This window comes from Paenibacillus sp. G34 (assembly GCF_056856875.1).
The window spans coordinates 3,689,389-3,707,081 of the sequence record NZ_CM166469.1 but is presented as its reverse complement, the minus strand read 5'-3'; the positions used below and the strand labels follow the sequence as shown (position 1 = coordinate 3,707,081).

16 protein-coding genes and 2 pseudogenes are annotated in these 17,693 nt (G+C 42.1%); 13 read left to right on the top strand and 5 right to left on the bottom strand.

Features of this window, described 5'->3' with window-relative positions:
• The first annotated feature begins 7 nt into the window (after nucleotides 1-7).
• The 5 genes from AC1VYS_RS16715 (at nucleotide 8) to glnA (ending at nucleotide 5,675) form a co-directional block, all read left to right on the top strand.
• Nucleotides 8-979, top strand: a complete 972-nt coding sequence (locus tag AC1VYS_RS16715) for an AAA family ATPase (RefSeq protein WP_441922785.1) — start codon at nucleotides 8-10, stop codon at nucleotides 977-979.
• Nucleotides 980-1,092: 113 nt separating this feature from the next.
• Nucleotides 1,093-2,379, top strand: a complete 1,287-nt coding sequence (gene hflX, locus AC1VYS_RS16710; RefSeq protein WP_482910638.1) for a GTPase HflX — start codon at nucleotides 1,093-1,095, stop codon at nucleotides 2,377-2,379.
• A gap of 87 nt (nucleotides 2,380-2,466) precedes the next feature.
• Nucleotides 2,467-3,720, top strand: a complete 1,254-nt coding sequence (locus AC1VYS_RS16705) for a methionine gamma-lyase family protein (RefSeq protein ID WP_482910637.1) — start codon at nucleotides 2,467-2,469, stop codon at nucleotides 3,718-3,720.
• A gap of 82 nt (nucleotides 3,721-3,802) precedes the next feature.
• The gene (locus tag AC1VYS_RS16700; protein ID WP_441922791.1) at nucleotides 3,803-4,216 is read left to right on the top strand and encodes a MerR family transcriptional regulator; all 414 of its coding nucleotides are present in this window, start codon (nucleotides 3,803-3,805) and stop codon (nucleotides 4,214-4,216) included.
• A gap of 130 nt (nucleotides 4,217-4,346) precedes the next feature.
• Nucleotides 4,347-5,675, top strand: a complete 1,329-nt coding sequence (gene glnA, locus AC1VYS_RS16695) for a type I glutamate--ammonia ligase (protein WP_090916813.1) — start codon at nucleotides 4,347-4,349, stop codon at nucleotides 5,673-5,675.
• A gap of 69 nt (nucleotides 5,676-5,744) precedes the next feature.
• Here glnA and AC1VYS_RS16690 read toward each other — a convergent pair.
• From AC1VYS_RS16690 to AC1VYS_RS16675, 4 genes and pseudogenes are all read right to left on the bottom strand, one after another.
• Nucleotides 5,745-6,050 (bottom strand): annotated as a pseudogene (locus AC1VYS_RS16690) (tyrosine-type recombinase/integrase); the annotation flags it as partial.
• A gap of 298 nt (nucleotides 6,051-6,348) precedes the next feature.
• Nucleotides 6,349-6,705: a transposase family protein gene (locus AC1VYS_RS16685; RefSeq protein WP_482910636.1), complete on the bottom strand. Its 357-nt coding sequence runs from the start codon at nucleotides 6,703-6,705 to the stop codon at nucleotides 6,349-6,351.
• A 128-nt stretch (nucleotides 6,706-6,833) separates the two neighbouring features.
• A pseudogene (locus AC1VYS_RS16680) lies at nucleotides 6,834-7,493 on the bottom strand (SOS response-associated peptidase); the annotation flags it as partial.
• 215 nt (nucleotides 7,494-7,708) lie between these two features.
• Nucleotides 7,709-8,179 carry a hypothetical protein gene (locus AC1VYS_RS16675; protein ID WP_482910635.1) on the bottom strand — a complete coding sequence of 157 codons (471 nt, stop codon included), beginning with the start codon at nucleotides 8,177-8,179 and terminating at the stop codon, nucleotides 7,709-7,711.
• Nucleotides 8,180-8,401: 222 nt separating this feature from the next.
• On the opposite strand from AC1VYS_RS16675, the gene AC1VYS_RS16670 reads away from it, so the two are divergent.
• Together AC1VYS_RS16670 and AC1VYS_RS16665 are read left to right on the top strand one after the other, a co-directional pair.
• Nucleotides 8,402-9,358: an IS30 family transposase gene (locus AC1VYS_RS16670; protein ID WP_482910634.1), complete on the top strand. Its 957-nt coding sequence runs from the start codon at nucleotides 8,402-8,404 to the stop codon at nucleotides 9,356-9,358.
• A gap of 1,296 nt (nucleotides 9,359-10,654) precedes the next feature.
• On the top strand, nucleotides 10,655-11,959 hold the full coding sequence (locus AC1VYS_RS16665) for an aldehyde dehydrogenase (RefSeq protein ID WP_482910633.1): 1,305 nt from the start codon (nucleotides 10,655-10,657) through the stop codon (nucleotides 11,957-11,959).
• 162 nt (nucleotides 11,960-12,121) lie between these two features.
• Here the strand turns inward: AC1VYS_RS16665 and lexA are convergent, their stop codons facing one another.
• Nucleotides 12,122-12,748: a transcriptional repressor LexA gene (gene lexA, locus AC1VYS_RS16660; RefSeq protein WP_123065751.1), complete on the bottom strand. Its 627-nt coding sequence runs from the start codon at nucleotides 12,746-12,748 to the stop codon at nucleotides 12,122-12,124.
• A 292-nt stretch (nucleotides 12,749-13,040) separates the two neighbouring features.
• Here lexA and AC1VYS_RS16655 point away from each other — a divergent pair, with 292 nt between their 5' ends.
• The 6 genes from AC1VYS_RS16655 (at nucleotide 13,041) to AC1VYS_RS16630 (ending at nucleotide 17,651) form a co-directional block, all read left to right on the top strand.
• On the top strand, nucleotides 13,041-13,418 hold the full coding sequence (locus tag AC1VYS_RS16655; protein WP_482910632.1) for a LysM peptidoglycan-binding domain-containing protein: 378 nt from the start codon (nucleotides 13,041-13,043) through the stop codon (nucleotides 13,416-13,418).
• A 95-nt stretch (nucleotides 13,419-13,513) separates the two neighbouring features.
• On the top strand, nucleotides 13,514-13,723 hold the full coding sequence (locus AC1VYS_RS16650; protein WP_441927544.1) for a DUF896 domain-containing protein: 210 nt from the start codon (nucleotides 13,514-13,516) through the stop codon (nucleotides 13,721-13,723).
• A 132-nt stretch (nucleotides 13,724-13,855) separates the two neighbouring features.
• Entirely contained in the window at nucleotides 13,856-14,368 is a 513-nt protein-coding gene (locus AC1VYS_RS16645) for a hypothetical protein (protein WP_482910631.1), read from the top strand.
• A gap of 28 nt (nucleotides 14,369-14,396) precedes the next feature.
• Complete coding sequence (locus tag AC1VYS_RS16640) at nucleotides 14,397-15,188, top strand: HAD family hydrolase (protein WP_482910630.1); 792 nt, start codon at nucleotides 14,397-14,399, stop codon at nucleotides 15,186-15,188.
• A gap of 648 nt (nucleotides 15,189-15,836) precedes the next feature.
• Nucleotides 15,837-16,766, top strand: coding sequence for an ABC transporter permease (locus AC1VYS_RS16635; protein ID WP_482915033.1), 930 nt, complete (start codon nucleotides 15,837-15,839; stop codon nucleotides 16,764-16,766).
• A 12-nt stretch (nucleotides 16,767-16,778) separates the two neighbouring features.
• On the top strand, nucleotides 16,779-17,651 hold the full coding sequence (locus tag AC1VYS_RS16630) for a carbohydrate ABC transporter permease (RefSeq protein ID WP_482910629.1): 873 nt from the start codon (nucleotides 16,779-16,781) through the stop codon (nucleotides 17,649-17,651).
• Nucleotides 17,652-17,693 lie beyond the last annotated feature (42 nt).

Below are 17,693 nucleotides of genomic sequence, written 5' to 3'. Positions count from 1 at the left end.
ATGGCGAATGAACGGACGGGTCATGGCTGCAGGAGGGCAACCGGGAGGCAGACCATCCAGACAAATTAATGTGGTATTACGTAACCAGGAACCTCAAATACTTGCTAAAGATGAAGCACTCTCGGTACAAGCGGCCAAAAGTATAACAAAGCATGCGCATTTTCAGGAGATTCAGGGTGAATTGGAGCAACTGGTTGGACTCGAAAATATCAAAGAATTAGTGTTTGAGATTTATGCATTTCTTCAGATTGCGCAGATGCGCTCCGAGGCAGGCCTGATTAGCGGTGCACACGTATACCATATGGTTTTCAAAGGTAACCCCGGAACGGGAAAAACAACAGTAGCCAGAATCGTTGCCAAAATGTTTCAGAAGATGGGTGTGCTCAGTAAGGGGCATCTTATTGAGGTAGAACGCGCTGACCTTGTCGGTGAATATATTGGTCACACGGCACAGAAGACCAGAGACTTGGTTAAGAAAGCTCTGGGCGGTATTTTGTTTATTGATGAGGCGTACAGTTTGGCTCGCGGCGGCGAGAAGGATTTTGGCAAGGAAGCGATTGATACACTTGTAAAATCCATGGAGGATCATAAAAATCAGTTTATTCTGATTTTGGCGGGATACTCGGAGGAAATTGATTTTTTTCTGCAGACGAATCCGGGCTTACCGTCCCGCTTTCCGATTCAGGTTGAATTTCCGGACTATACGATTGACCAACTAATTCAAATCTCTGAAATTATGGCTAAAGAGCGTGATTACATTTTGATGCCACAGACCATACTCAAGTTAAAGCAGCATCTTCTTCAGGAAAAGAATGATTCGTTGCATGCGTTCAGTAACGCCAGGTATGTAAGAAATGCGATTGAGAGATCGATCAGGCATCAGGCTGTTCGTCTGCTGGAGCAATACGAGGATGGAAGTCCAGGCAAGCTGGAGCTAATGACAATCCGTACAGAGGATTTGAAGTTTGAACGAAAGTAAGCGATAATAACCTTTTAACAGAGCCGGCCGGGTTAACCGGTTCGGCTTTAACCATACCACGAGATGATTTGCTTTTGCGGCAATGCATACGTAACAGAGGAGTGAACTGATATATGACAAATGGCACGCATGATACAGATACTACTAAAAAAGACCGTGCAATACTGGTCAGCCTGGTCACCGATGAAGTGAAGCGTTCTGGCATTAATCATGAATATTCATTACAGGAGCTTGTGAAGCTGGCTGAAACCGCTGGAGTTGAGGTTCTCAGTGTGCTAACCCAGAACCGAGAAACACGGGATACCAAATGGTTTATTGGTAAAGGTAAAGTGGAAGAGCTTCGTTTGGTTGCGGACGAGCTTGGAGCAACAACAGCTATTTTTGATCAGGAGTTGTCTGGCGCTCAGGTTCGAAATCTGGAAGAGGCTTTGGATCTGAAAATTATTGACCGTACACAGCTTATTTTGGATATCTTTGCACAGCGTGCGAGTACACGAGAAGGGATTATTCAGGTGGAGCTGGCGCAGCATAGTTACTTGTTACCACGTTTGTCGGGACACGGTAAAAATCTGTCACGACTTGGTGGCGGGATCGGTACAAGAGGCCCAGGTGAGAGTAAACTGGAGACAGACCGTCGTCACATCCGGGGACGGATTGATGATTTGAAACGTCATCTGGAAGAGGTCACACGTCATCGTAAACTGCACAGAGAGCGTCGGAAAAAAACAGGCATTATTCAAGTGGCTCTAGTCGGTTACACAAATGCTGGTAAATCCACATTGTTGAAGCAGTTAACTGCTGCAGATGTGTATATTCAGGATCAGTTATTTGCTACACTCGATCCAACATCACGTACGATGGAGCTGCCAAGTGGCAAGGAGATCGTACTGACAGATACGGTTGGATTTATACAGAACCTTCCTCATGATCTGGTTGCGGCATTCCGCGCTACACTGGAAGAAGTGAATGAAGCTGACCTGATTTTACATGTTGTTGACGCTTCATCCGAGATGCGCGAGGATCAGATGAGCACCGTTCATGCCATTTTGCAGCAACTTGGTGCAGGGGACAAGCCTCAGCTTGTACTGTATAACAAAAAGGATGCCTGCACACCGGAGCAACTTGAAATGCTCCCTTTGGATAATAAACATATCAAAATAAGTGCCTTGGACGAATCAGACTTAAACAAGGTTCGTGAATTAATTCAGGCTGAACTGACGGGAGATACTAGACGTTTTCGTATTCCAGCGGAGCGTGGGGATCTGACATCTGTCCTCTACAAAATTGGTGACGTGGTTGGAACGGAATATGAGGAGAATGATGTCATTTATCAAGTTGAGCTGCAAAAAGGGGAATATGAGAAATTCAGTTATTTACTCGAAGATTTCATTGAACTGTAATATTCATGACATATTAATGTGATAAGTTGACACGGAAATGGTTCGAGAATACGTCCGTTTCGTGCTATAAAAGGGGAATGAAGCAAGATGGCAAGGTTTGATTCAAACATTGTAGAACTTCAACATCAGGTGGAACATCAAATTGAAGGTCGGCTGCATCAGGTTGATCGCATTGTAGATCACAATCAATGGAAGGTTATTGATGCGTTTCAGCGCAGAAAAGTAAGTGATTTTCATTTTACTGGCTCCACAGGTTACGCCTATAATGATCGTGGTCGTGAGGTGTTAGACGAGGTGTATGCGGATGTGTTTGGTGCGGAAACGGCACTGGTACGTCCTCATTTTGCCTCGGGAACACATACGATAAGTACAGCGCTATTCGGCGTATTGCGTCCAGGAGACGAACTATTGTACATCACAGGTAAGCCTTATGACACGTTACATAAAGTCATTGGCAAGCCTGGTGACGGAACGGGCTCTCTCCGTGATTTTGGGATCGGTTATGCGGAAACCGCACTGACTGACGCAGGGCGAGTGGATTGGGACGCGGTGGAACAGTCCATTACGTCAGCAACGAAGGTTATAGGTATACAGCGTTCCCGTGGATACGATTGGCGTTCTTCTTTTACAATTGCCGAAATCGCGGATATGGTGGCGCGTGTTAAAGCGTTGAAGTCTGATGTTATCGTATTCGTGGATAATTGCTACGGCGAATTTACGGAGGAACGTGAGCCTACTGAAGTCGGTGTAGATCTGATGGCGGGTTCATTGATCAAAAATCCTGGTGGTGGACTGGCAGAAACCGGAGGATACATATGTGGTAAAGAAAAGTATGTACAACTGGCGGCTTACCGTTTGACTGCACCCGGCATTGGGGGCGAGGTAGGAGCTATGCTTGGAACAACACGAGGCATCTACCAAGGACTTTACATGGCTCCGACTATTGTTGGTCAAGCAATTAAAGGAAGCATTTTCGCTGCCGCGATGTTTGCTGCGTCTGGATTTGTGACTAAGCCGGCATGGGACGAACCGCGTACTGACCTGATTCAGGCTGTACAATTCAGCTCAGCTGAGCATCTGATCGCCTTTGTGCAAGGTATTCAGCAGGCGGCTGCTGTGGATAGCCACGTTGTGCCAGAGCCTTGGGATATGCCCGGATATGAGCATCCTGTCATCATGGCGGCAGGTACGTTTATTCAGGGTGGAAGCCTGGAGTTGTCAGCGGATGCACCGATTCGAGAGCCTTTTATCGGCTATATGCAGGGTGGATTAACTTACTCTCATGTTAAATATGGCGTTTTGATGGCATTACAAGCGATGAAAGATCGTAAATTATTGTGAGTTTATCTAACACGTCATTGACACTTTGTAACAACTAAATGTACAATAGGGTCAAGAATAGATGACTGGAAGGTTGATGAACATGGGCGACGAAATTCGCAGAAATATGGCCTTATTCCCGATCGGTATCGTAATGAAGCTTACCGACTTGTCCGCGAGACAGATCCGTTATTATGAGCAACACAGTCTGATTGTTCCTGCAAGAACTTCGGGCAATCAGCGTTTATTTTCTTTTAACGATGTTGAGAGATTACTAGAGATTAAAGCTTTGATCGAAAAAGGAGTTAACATTGCTGGTATCAAGCAGGTCATGAATCCTGTTACGAAAGAGTCTGAAGAAGCTACCGTAATTACGCCGGATACGGAAGTTAAACGCAGAGAACTTTCTGATACACAACTGCACCGTTTGTTGAAGCAACAGCTTGTCTCAGGCAAAAGACCTGGCCAAGTATCTCTCATTCAAGGTGAACTTTCTCGTTTTTTTAATAAAAAATAATTGTTTCGCCTAACGAGGCGGGTAAGGCAAATTTCAAACTTCTCATGTCAGACTCCTTGACCCGTGGCACATTCTAATGTACAAATATAACATGCAAGCCAAATACGCAGATAAGAAAGGGAGAGGAATCATGAGTTATACAAAAGAAGACATTCTCCGCATCTCCAAAGAAGAAAACGTACGATTCGTTCGATTGCAATTCACCGACTTGCTTGGAGCGATCAAAAACGTTGAGATTCCAGTAAGCCAGCTAACGAAGGCTTTGGATAACAAAATGATGTTTGATGGTTCTTCCATTGAAGGTTATGTTCGTATCGAAGAATCCGACATGTACCTCTATCCGGATCTTGACTCTTGGCTTATTTTCCCATGGGTATCCGACAATCGTGTCGCTCGTCTGATCTGTGACGTATATCTTCCAGACGGAAACCCATTCCCTGGTGATCCACGTGGCATCTTGAAACGAAACCTGAAGGAAGCCGAAGAAATGGGATTCACCTCCTTCAACGTTGGTCCTGAACCAGAATTCTTCTTGTTCAAGACGGATGAAAAAGGAAATCCAACGAATGAATTGAATGACCAAGGTGGATATTTCGACCTCGCGCCAACAGATCTTGGCGAAAACTGTCGTCGTGATATCGTTATTACACTTGAAGAAATGGGCTTTGAAATCGAAGCTTCTCACCATGAGGTAGCTCCTGGTCAGCATGAGATCGATTTCAAATATGCAGATGCTTTGAAAGCAGCAGACCAGATCCAAACGTTCAAACTCGTTGTTAAAACGATTGCGCGTCAGCATGGATTACATGCTACATTTATGCCAAAACCATTGTTTGGTATGAACGGTTCCGGTATGCACTGTAACCAATCCTTGTTCCGTGGCAATGAGAACGCATTTGTAGATGAGTCAGACGAGCTGGGCCTGAGCAAAACTGCACGTCACTTCATGGCTGGTACTCTGAAGCATGCACGTGCGTTTGCAGCAATCACTAACCCGACTGTGAACTCATACAAACGTCTTGTACCTGGTTACGAAGCACCATGTTACGTAGCATGGTCTGCAAGTAACCGTAGCCCGATGATCCGTATCCCGGCTTCACGTGGTCTGAGTACACGTGTTGAGGTTCGTAACCCGGATCCGGCTGCTAACCCGTACTTGGCTTTGGCTGTTTTATTGAAAGCAGGTCTGGACGGAATCAAACGTGAGCTTTCCTTACCAGCTCCGATTGACCGCAACATCTACATCATGTCAGAAGAAGAGCGTGTGGAAGAAGGCATTCCTAGCTTGCCAGCTGACCTGAAAGAAGCATTGAACGAATTGATCCGCAGCGAAGTGATCTGTGACGCTCTCGGCGACCACGCCCTGGCTCACTTCTACGAGCTGAAAGAAATTGAGTGGGATATGTATCGTACACAAGTCCACCAATGGGAACGCGATCAATATATCACGTTGTACTAATCGAAAAAACCTTGTAACTACGGGGTTTTGAAGAGATGAACCGGGGGACGTTTTGAGGGAATTGCACTTCTACTGAGGTTGCGTCCCCCAAACGTCCCCCGGTTTTTGATTTTCTGATCCAAAAATACGGGAAGTGTACTCTTCATATTTATCAATGTTACGCTTTTCTAGCTTTTTAGAAATATGAGCATACACATCGGATGTAATTTGCACACTTCCATGCCCAAGTTGTTCTTGTACAAATTTTATATCAGCCCCAGCTTCAAGCATGATCACGGCATAGGTGTGTCTCAAGGAATGAATCGTTAATTCCTCACTCAAACCAGCCTTTCTCAAAATCCTCTTTGAACCATTAAAGAGACTGGATTTCGGCAATAATTAACAACATAAATAGTCTATCAGACCTAAGTAAATTCTTCTAAAAATTGTATGGATGGGGATTATGAATACATATCGAGCCTTAAGAAGCAATACGGATTTCTTTGCGGAAGCTTTGTGCCAAGCGCGAGTGTGTGTCTGGCATGTACTGGAGAATCAGGAGCACTTAATTGACTACGGCCGATCGGTGGAGGCTTATAGTGAGGTGTCTGTCAAATTGGAAGGGAATGGATTTTACAGGAACACATTTGAGTTTAGGGTACAAAAATAGGAGCCTTTTCAGGCTCCACAATTTCTATTTACTAGTGAATAAAAGGTATAATTCTTGTGCAGGTTCAAACATAACTATAATAAGAAACACAGCCAAAGCACCACTCAACACGCCCAGTACAAGCATAGCAAACATTGATTCAGCGATTGAGGATGTGTTGTCTCTTCCAAAGCTTTCTCCACAACTGGGACAAATAATGGCTGTTTTTGATACTTTATGTCCGCATACATTACACGGTACAAGTTTGGAACTCAAACCATGAATTTTTTCCCTAATATTCATGAATAAAGCGTAAAAGCATGCGTGAGCGAAATATAAAAGTGACGATATCCCGCATAATCCAACTATAAGAGCAAAAATAAGTTCAGCCTTATCACTCATGTTATTCCTCCATCTATGTATTCAATCCAAACTAGTCTATCAGAACTATATTCCCCTTTCCACAATTTTGGAATATAAAGATAAAAAAAAGAGCGTCTCATTAGGACGACACTCAAATAATTAATTTTCTTTAATAATTCAACATTGTTATTCCTCATACTTCGAACTTCTTTCGACACCTCGTAAACTCGCATTTTAGCCGCTTCATACGGCTTTAGTAACCCCAGTAATGGGTTAACATCATCGTCATCTCTTCCAAGCCACTCAGCCTCATTATCGAGATGCAAAATAACGGGCATTCGAATGTGGATGTCTTCCATAAGGCTATTCGGTTCAGTAGTAATGATGGTACAAGTGCTAAGTTTCTTGCCGTCCGGATCTGCCCAGGTGTCATATAGGCCAGCCAACGAAAAAATACTTTCAACTTTCATGAGTATTCGCATCGGCTGCTTGTCTTTCCCTTCTTTCTTCCACTCATAGAATCCGCTACATGGTATTATACAACGCTTGGAACTGATTAAACGTTTGAATGATGTCTTTTCGCTCAAGGTCTCAGCCCGGGCATTAATCATCTTGTTCCCGATCTTATCATCCTTTGCCCATGAAGGGACGAGACCCCATCTGAGAGAACCCAATTTATTGCCGTCCTTACCTGCTATGATTGTAGGGATGTACTGCATAGGTGCTGCGTTGTAATTTGGTTTGTATTCGAATCCATCAGCTATAGAAGCCTTGTACTGTTCCATAATCTCATCCAAAGGATCAGTAATTGTGAATCTACCGCACATACTAATACACCTCCTGTAAATCTATAATCAGTTTGTTATATTACTCATACACAGAGGGATGTTCTTAATTAATTATGAACTAATAAACATAAAACACCTCAATCGAATTATAGCTATTTGCCATAAAAGATTGAGGCGGTAAGTTGTGGAACTGCTATATTAATGTTGCAATGATTTAAAAACTTATATCTTCTAAAAGAATATAGACAATGAACTTATTTATATTTGGAAACCTCTATTTTACCTTTCGCTTTTCCTTCAGCTCTGACTCTATATCTTTCATTTTTGTCTAAACCACTCCATGTCCAAGATTTAGATAGTCCTGCTCCAGGTCCTGATGATTCTATTGTTGTAGATTCGATAGAATACCATGCATCACTAAATGCACTATACTTATCTAAATGAATCTTGTAATCGAATCCTTTTTTTCCGTCAGTAACAAGAAAACGATATCTCGTTTCTCCAGTTACGTATCCAAGGGTGATAAATCGATTAATATCATAGCTAGCGGACCAATAAGCGCTCCAATAAGGTGACTCATAGTTAGTGGAACTTATCTCATTAGTATTGGTTTGAAGATTATCAATCGATTCATTTTGATTGATAGTTTCGGCACTTACAATGGAGCTAGACAAACTTAGCGATAGAACAATAGACCCAATAATAATTTTAAATTTCCCCTTCATTACTAAAAAACCTCCCAATTATTTACTTTATTGTATGTCATACACAATAAATGATATCATAATTTGTAATTTTGTAAATATGATACATAAATTATTTTTATTTGTGTGACGGATTGTAATATGAAGTGCGACACCCGCTGGAAATAAATAAAAAATGGCCCATGGCCGGATTCGTGTAGAATGAAAGTTCTCACACAACCATTCACACAAGGAGAATCCACCATGAGCTACACACATCTTAGCATAGTCGAACGTAGCAAGCTAGAAATCCTCCACAAGCAGGGGAAAAGTACCCGAGCAATTGCCAAAGAACTCGGCAGACATCATGCCACGATTGGCCGGGAACTCCGCCGAAAAGCAGCAGAATACCCCTACGTCGCGGAAAACGCTCAAGAGGGCTATGTCCAGCGTCGCAAGGCCTCTGTTTCCGCAGGGAAGTGGAATCCAGAACTCGCGAGTCGCATCGAAGAAAAGCTTCAGGCGACTTGGTCTCCGGAACAGATCGTAGAGCGTTTGCGTCAGGAAGGTCAAGCGATGGTAGGTTTTAAAACGGTCTATCGTTGGCTTTATACAGGCCGCTTGGTGAAAGGCGTGCTTGCCGTCCTCAGACACAAAGGGAAACGTCAAAAGCCGGCAGAAACACGCGGACGGTTTGCTGTGGGCAAGCCCATCTCGCAACGTCCGAAAGAGGTCCGTAACCGGGAAACCTTCGGCCATTGGGAACTGGATACGGTGGTCTCGGGCCGTGGGAAAAGCAAGGGCTGTGTGACGACGTTCATCGAACGGAAAACCCGCTTGTACACAGCGATTCGTATGCCTGATCGTACCGCACTATCCATGGAGATTGCCTTTAAGGTAGCGGCTTCGCAGTACCCTGTCCGTGCATTTCAAACCGCTACCGCAGACCGTGGCAAGGAATTTGCCTGTTACACCAGCCTGGAAGAGGTTCATGGCGTGCAGGTGTATTTTGCAGATCCCTATTCCTCTTGGCAACGCGGCTCGAATGAAAATGCCAATGGCCTCCTGCGAGAATTTTTCCCCAAAGGAACGGATTTCGCCCAAATCACGGATGAAGCTCTGGAAAACGCTCTGGACTTGATCAATAACAGACCGCGTAAATGCCTGAGTTGGAGAACCGCTCACGAATCCTTTTCAGAGGAACTGTCGCACTTGGCTTGACAATCCGTCCTATAAAGTTAGACGCAGACGTTTTCCTACAATCCATGAATTAACCGTGAAGACAGGTAAAAGTACGACGGAAGTGTCGGCTGCTCTGGAGGTTTTATTTAAGGAACAGTACATTCATTGGGAAGATAGATCAAACACATCTAATATCGTTATATTGGAAGGAAGACTGGGAGCGAGAGTTTGAGAAACCTAAACTTCCCAATGCAATGCCACCAGCGCAGCCAAACGATTTAAGCTATTGGACCCAATACTGAGGAGGAATGAACTATGACGAGTAAATTGTCAGGTAACGGTATTTATAAAGGATCTCTCATAATCCTTCCGGAACATCGTGAAACGTATCTAAACGAATTGAATAAGCAGTAGATAGGAAAGGTCGGTAGTGTACGGACAAAAAATACAACTTATTGAGGAAACTCTGAATTATACTAGGAGTGTAAATAAGTCACGTTGACCATATTCAATCCATTCGACGATGAAGTTATCAGTGGGGTTGTCACATCGCTTGATAAGCCTAACAGGAGAATCAAGTTGTTACGTGGAGATGAGGATTACAGTCGGATTAAGATAGAAGAGATCTGGGATTATTAGACGCATATCAAGTGAATATTAATGACGGAATTAGGTAGGGGACTATGCATAGATTACTGGAGCCTAATTGCTTCCCATATGTCGTTTAGCGATATGCCGTTGTTCAAAGAAAATACAGTTCTAAGACATAAAACCCGTGAGATTCACGGAATAATAAATAAGACTGTAATCGCTTTCTTGGAATGGTGTTTGGTCAAACAGACTAATTCGTTCAGCACAGTTATGGATAATGGAGACGAGAATATAAGTGTTATCAATGGTCATGGTGAGAATATATAATGCTACCTATTATCAGATCATCAGAGGTAAGAGAGGTTATTATATTTTTGATTGCCTAATGTAGATGGAGCTTTATAAGCAATTAATTTGCATTAGAAAAAATATAAATATGTTGGTTAATATAGGTTATGTCTGAGAACACTCAAGGAAGCCAATTTTGCAGAATTTTCGTTCCAATCCAGCTCTAGATATTGTCTTAATAATTTCAATACATGAAAAATGCTCAATTGAAGTGCATATCAGAATATTCTTTGAAAGACATAGTTAGAAACTGCTTGAACAGTATTTCAAGTTCCATTTTGTTGTTTAGAAACATTAACCTGTTTCAAGCGTATGTTGATAGTTTCATATATAAGAGATATAATTAATTTGATTTTGAACAATATAATTCTAAACAATTAATTGGAGATGGTATTTTTGAAACGACAAGCGAAGCAACTTGTGACTAAACAACGTACGTTTTTTAATACAGGACACACTAAATCAGTGGAGTATCGGATTCAGGCTTTGCAAAATTTGAGGAAGGGGATTGAGAAGTACCAACAACGCATTCTGGATGCGCTTCGTGCTGATCTTAACAAATCAGAGGCTGAAGGATTTAGCTCTGAAATTCGTATCGTGTTGGGTGAACTGGATTATACGCTGGAACATCTGCGTGATTGGGCTGCACCGCGTACTGTGCCAACAAGCTCGGCTATGCCAGATGCGGTTAGCACGATCTACCCTGAACCCTACGGAGTTGCCCTTATCATTGCACCATGGAATTACCCGTTCCAATTGGCTTTTGGACCCCTAATTGGTGCGATAGCTGCAGGGAACTGTGCAGTGATTAAACCTTCTGAGCTTACACCGGCGACATCTCGTTTGATCTTCGATCTTATTGAGGACATATATCCTGAGGAATACATCGCCGTAATGGAAGGTGAGGTTGAAACGAGCACAGCTCTACTTAATGAGAAATTCGATTACATTTTCTTCACAGGTAGTACAGGGGTCGGGCGTATTGTCATGAAAGCTGCTGCAGAACACTTAACTCCGGTGACATTAGAACTGGGTGGAAAAAGTCCGGCAATTGTTCATAAGGATGCTGATTTACAATTGGCAGCACAACGCATTGTACGTGGTAAATTCCTTAATGCAGGACAAACCTGTGTCGCACCAGACTATTTATTAGTAAATGAGCAGGCACATGATCAATTGATCGAACAAATCAGAGCTGAGGTAAGCAAGGTATATGGGGATGATGTAATGCAAAATAAAGATTTCCCACATATCGTTAACGCGCGTAACTTTGATCGCTTGTCTGCTTTCCTTACAAATGGCAAGACTTTAATGGGAGGACGCTCGAATCGAGATCAACTTATGATTGAACCAACTGTTCTGGGCGATATTGCTTGGGATTCTCCAGTAATGCAGGAAGAAATATTTGGGCCTATCTTGCCTGTAATAAAATACAGAGAGCTTGATCCGATCCTAGAGGAGATTGTCCGCCGGGCCAAGCCGCTGGCTTTGTACCTGTTTACTGAGAATGAAGCCTTGCAGGAACAGGTATTGAATCAGATTTCCTTTGGTGGAGGATGTATTAATGACACACTGTTCCACATGACCTCGCATTACTTGCCTTTTGGCGGTGTAGGAGAGAGCGGGATGGGTTCATATCATGGACAACAAAGCTTTGAAGTATTCTCGCATCACAAAAGTATTCTTAAACGCACCAAGTGATTTTGTAACTAGCGCAATTTATTAATCCAATACTTGTTAGTAGATTCCACTTCAACCGTTGAGGTAAAAGAAAGAGAGAAAGAGGTTGTCCTGTTGATCAGGACAACCTCTTTCGTATTCTATCAGGTATAACATAGTAGCAGTATTAATGAATCAAGTGCATTAATGAATATCTCGGAAAAGACCGATAACCTTGCCTAAGATGCTAACATGTTTCAACCGCAATGGTTCAAATGTTGAGTTCTCCGGTTGAAGGCGAATATGATCCTTTTCCTTATAAAACGTCTTAACTGTTGCTTCATCATCCTCAGTCATGGCAACGACAATATCACCATTGTCAGCCGTTTGCTGCTGACGAACGATTACATAGTCTCCATTCACAATTCCCGCTTCGATCATACTATCACCAACAACGGAAAGCATAAACACTTTCTGTTCACCTACATAATGAGTAGGAAGAGGGAAGTAATCTTCAATGTTTTCTGTTGCTGTAATCGGGACACCGGCTGTTACTTTACCCACAACTGGAATACGTGCAACGCTATGGGCAAACTGATGAGAATGCTCGGACTCTTCCTGGCTCAATAGCTCAATCGCTCTTGGCTTGGTCGGGTCACGTCTGATCAACCCTTTCTTCTCCAAGCGATCTAAATGTCCGTGCACTGTGGAACTGGAAGCCAGTCCAACGGCTTCGCCAATTTCTCGTACGGAAGGAGGATACCCCTTCAACCGGACTTCGTTTCGTATAAACTCCAGAATAGCCTGTTGCCTGCTGGATATCTTCGACATACCGTATCAACCCCATTTTAGTAACGTTTGGGAAAATTATAACATAGAACCTCCGTTCGTACAAACATAAGTTCTAAAGAAATCGTATTAATTCAATAATTTTTTGATTTTAACTCATTTTTTGCTGAAATGGGGGTTTAACTGTAAACCATATACATAATTATTTCAAATAAAGTCGTTTTAACGCCGAAAAAACAGCGAACAATTGTTCTAAAAAGGTCTTGAACAAAACAAGTGTTCGTGTTATATTGTTTTCAAGTGATAGGAACAAACGTTTGGAGGCGGGGTAGAAATGAGATATTCTACGTATCAGAGCATTTATAAACCAGTCAATACAGAAGCTGTGGAATCTAATATAGGTCAATTCAGAATGTTTATAACGCGGTTTAAATTTTCTCAAGGGTTAATTAAACTTGTTATTGCTTCATTAATTATATTTATTGGGTGCAGTACTGTTCTAACTGTCTTTGCTGGTAATGAGAATGATTTGCTTCCTGGAGGAAAGATCGCTGTATCTCAGGGGGAAACGTTATGGAGTATTTCTTTGGAGCATAAACCAACGGCGATGGATACCCGTATATATATAGAAGCAATCAAAAAAGTAAATCAACTTGAAACAGCCACAATTCAGACAGGCCAAGTGCTAATACTACCTCAGTTTGTTAAATAACCTCTTGATCTATGTGGGTTGGCGCGTACCAACTTGACAAGCTGTCTTTATCATGTCAAAGTTAATATGACTTTGTATTTTTGGAGGGGACAAGCTTGGATATAGATAGTCTGGTAGCACGCATTAACGAATTGGCTCGCAAGCAGAAATCCACTGGACTGTCAGAGGAAGAACTTGTTGAACGTGCCAAGTTGAGAGAGATTTATTTAGGTAACATTCGCAACAATTTCAGACAGCAACTCGATTCGATTGAGGTTGTTGACGATGACAAAGGCCAAGGCCACCAAGGCAAACTCAAACATTAATTTATGAAACCTAAACATATCGTCATGATATTTAGGTTTCTTCATGTTAGTTGGGGATGCTTACTATAAGGGGGGATATCGGTTTGCAAAATAGTTATGTAAGCCGATACAAGACACATAAGGGGGATTCACATGTCGCGGCGTTCGTTCGAGAGAACGGTTCGGAAAAATTCGAAGCAATTGAACCAGCAACGTAAAAAAAGCGGTCAACCAATCACAGGAAATCCAGGTGAGGATAAATACAAAGGTAGAAGCCTGTTATTTCCGATTTTTTTAATTGGTTTAGCGTTTTTGTATCTGTTCATGAGTACCTTTTTAGTCCAGAAACCGATGACAACATGGGATTGGGTCACGATGCTGCTCTATGTATTTCTGGCAGTCATTTTTATGCTTCGCCGTCCTTACATTAAAATCAGCAGCAATCGTATTATTACAACAAAGGGAAATCGTGAGCGCTCTATTGGGGTAGACGATATTATCAAGTTCAGATTTGAACCAGGCACTGTTGTAATTGAGCATAACAGTCGCGGAAAAAGATGGGTCTTCACGAAGTTATTAAACCGTTATGATACAGATGCAATAACCGAGCGCTTGCAGAAATTTGCAAAAGCACACCAGATCACTGTGGAAACCATTGATAAGTAATTAATGTATAAAGGGGAAGATGATCGGAATGGCATTGAAAGCGATTATGTTTGACCTGGATGATACTTTATTGTGGGATGAACGCAGTGTTCGAGAAGCATTCCATGAAACTTGTCTGATTGCAGCAAATGAAACAGGTGTCAATGTTGAAGTACTCGAAGAGGCAGTTCGTCACGAAGCACGTGAACTGTATGAATCCTACGAAACGTTTCCTTTTACCAAAATGATCGGAATTAATCCATTTGAAGGACTTTGGGCGAATTTCACGGGAGGAGAACAACCGGAATTTCGCCAGCTAGAACAACTGGCTCCTATCTATCGGAAGGAGTCATGGCGCCGTGGCTTACTCAAGCTGGGTGTGGATCAGGAAGAGCTTGCAGAACGCTTGGCTTCGCAGTTTGGGGCAGAACGTAGATCTAGACCACATGTTTACGAAGAGACAATGGATACGTTGCGTCACTTACAAGGAAAGTATAAACTGTTGCTTTTGACTAACGGATGTCCTGCTTTGCAGCAAGAGAAACTTGATGGTGTTCCAGAGTTATCCCCTTTCTTTGATGAGATTATTATCTCCGGCAACTTTGGTAAGGGAAAGCCGGATCCATCCATTTTTGAGCATGCTCTTAGTAGACTCGGTGTTCAACCGGAAGAAAGCATGATGGTTGGCGATAAGTTAACGACAGATATTCGTGGGGCATTGTCTTCGGGTATTCGTGCTGTATGGATTAACCGTGAGAACAAAGAGAACCATGAAACCTATTCACCGAATCATGAAATTAAACATTTGTCTGAATTAGAGGGTCTAATCGCTAATTTTTAAAAGTTTGATAGAGCTAACTCTTCGCCCATCTCGTTTTAAAATCAAACATTGGTTATGGCTTGAATGATTATTTGTTCAAGAGTCATAACCAATGTTTTTTTGTCTGCGTACATCTAACAAGGTGTGTTAATAACCAATTGTTAGGAGAGATTATCACTATTTTTAATAAAAAGATGTTGAAATTCAAAAATTCCTGCTTTAAAATACAACTAACATACTAGTTAGACTAGTTTTTTGGAGCGGTTATGCATCTTATCCAATCGAATTCATAGGCTCCACTAATTCGCGTTTGAAAATATGTTAAAACATATAAAACGATCAGGATACGAGGCCTTAGGAAGTAAAGATAATTTTATTTGTTCATTTTGTAAGCGCTTCATATTAAAGCTGTAAAGTTCATCGGCACTCGAGCAATGCAATCTTGTTTAAATCTTGTAATTTTGCATGTGTTTGATTGTACATAAAAACAGAATTGATAACGTTTACATTTTATTTTGTAGTGGGGGTGAAATGAACACCATAGGCATAATTTTCCTTTAGATTAAGAGGAATCAGGCCAGACAACAGAAATATGCAGCATTTCTTAATCAAGTTATGGATCGGAGTGAATGACACATGGAGTCTGAAACATCTAAGGCAACGATACCGATGATATCTTCACGTAAAGAAAGCAGGCTGCGAATAGCCGCCTCATTGATTCGTAAAGATTGGCAATTGTACTCGCTGTTAGTTCTTCCCATCATTTATCTGATAATTTTCAAATACGGTCCGATGTTAGGTAATATTATCGCCTTTAGACGATTTGTCCCGGGTGGCAGTATTTTTGGAGAAACCTGGGTTGGGCTAAGGTACTTCAAAATGTTTATTGAGGACCCAACGTTCTGGCGAGTTTTCAGTAACACACTTATGCTCGGTGGGCTTGCGCTGTTATTTACGTTTCCGGTGCCCATTATTTTTGCTCTCATGCTTAACGAGGTGAAGAGTAAACGATTCAAAAAGTTTGTACAGACAGCCTCATACTTGCCTCATTTTCTATCCATAGTTATCGTAGCTGGGATGATTCTGCAATTAACGGCAGTGAACGGATCAATTAACGGTCTTGTTGCTTTTTTTACAGGGGATAACATTCCATTCATGCAGAGAGCAGAGTGGTTCAGAACCATTTATATCTCTTCTGAGATCTGGCAGGGGATGGGTTGGGGAGCCATTCTATATCTGGCAGCGCTAACTACGATTGATGAATCTTTGTATGAAGCAGCACGAATCGATGGAGCGAATCGCTGGAAGCAAACCATTCACGTAACGATTCCAGGCATCTTGCCAACGATTGTCACGTTACTAATTTTGAACATGGGTAACTTCCTGGCTGTAGGTTTCGAAAAAATCTTGCTTTTGTACAATCCGCTTATTTATGAGACTTCAGATGTAATATCGACTTATTTATATCGTGTAGGTCTTGAATCCAGCAACTTCAGTTATGCCACAGCAATTGGTTTGTTTGAATCGATTATTGGGCTGACTCTGGTTTTCTCTGTAAACGCAATCTCACGCAAACTGACACAACGAAGTTTATGGTAAAGGAGGAGCACCATGCAGGAATCAAGATCATACAAGGTATTTAAAGTGTTCAATGTAACTTTCTTGCTGTTTATCGTTTTTATAACACTTTATCCCTTTCTTAACGTTGTTGCCCAATCCTTCAGTAGTGAAGCGTACATCAATTCAGGCAAGGTAAGTTTGTTCCCGAGAGGGTTCAATGTGGATACGTATAAAACCATTTCAAAGGACAACATGTTCTGGTTGAACTATAAAAATACGATCATTTACACGGTAGTGGGTACGTTAATTTCCATGTTTATGACGACCATTTTCGCCTACGCCTTGTCTAAAAAAAGATTGATGGGACGCAAATTTCTAACCATGTTTGCCGTGTTTACGATGTTTTTCAGCGGTGGTCTGATTCCTAACTACGTTCTGATCAATTCCCTTGGTTTCAATAACACCATGTGGGCACTGGTTGTCCCAGGTGCAATAAGCATATATAACATGCTCATCATGAAATCCTTTTTTGAAAACATGCCGGAAGAGTTAGAGGAAGCTGCAGCAATTGACGGATTGAACACATACGGTATTTTGCTGCGTATCATTTTGCCTCTTAGTAAAGCAGTGATGGCTACGATGGTGCTGTTCTACGCTGTTGGACATTGGAACTCCTGGTTCCCAGCCTTCTTGTATCTGGACAAAAAAGAGTTGTTTCCAGTTACGATCTATTTGCGTAACATGATCGCCGGAGCAACAAGCGGTGCTACTGCAGGAGCAACTTCAGCGGATAATCTGACTCAGATTGCTGCCAACATCAAATCGGTAACGATGGTATTAACGATCCTGCCTATTTTAACCATCTATCCATTTGTACAGCGATACTTTGTAACCGGTATCATGTTGGGTTCTGTTAAGCAGTAACCTTTGCACACATAGGTTTAGAAACTAAACAAAAGGGGATGA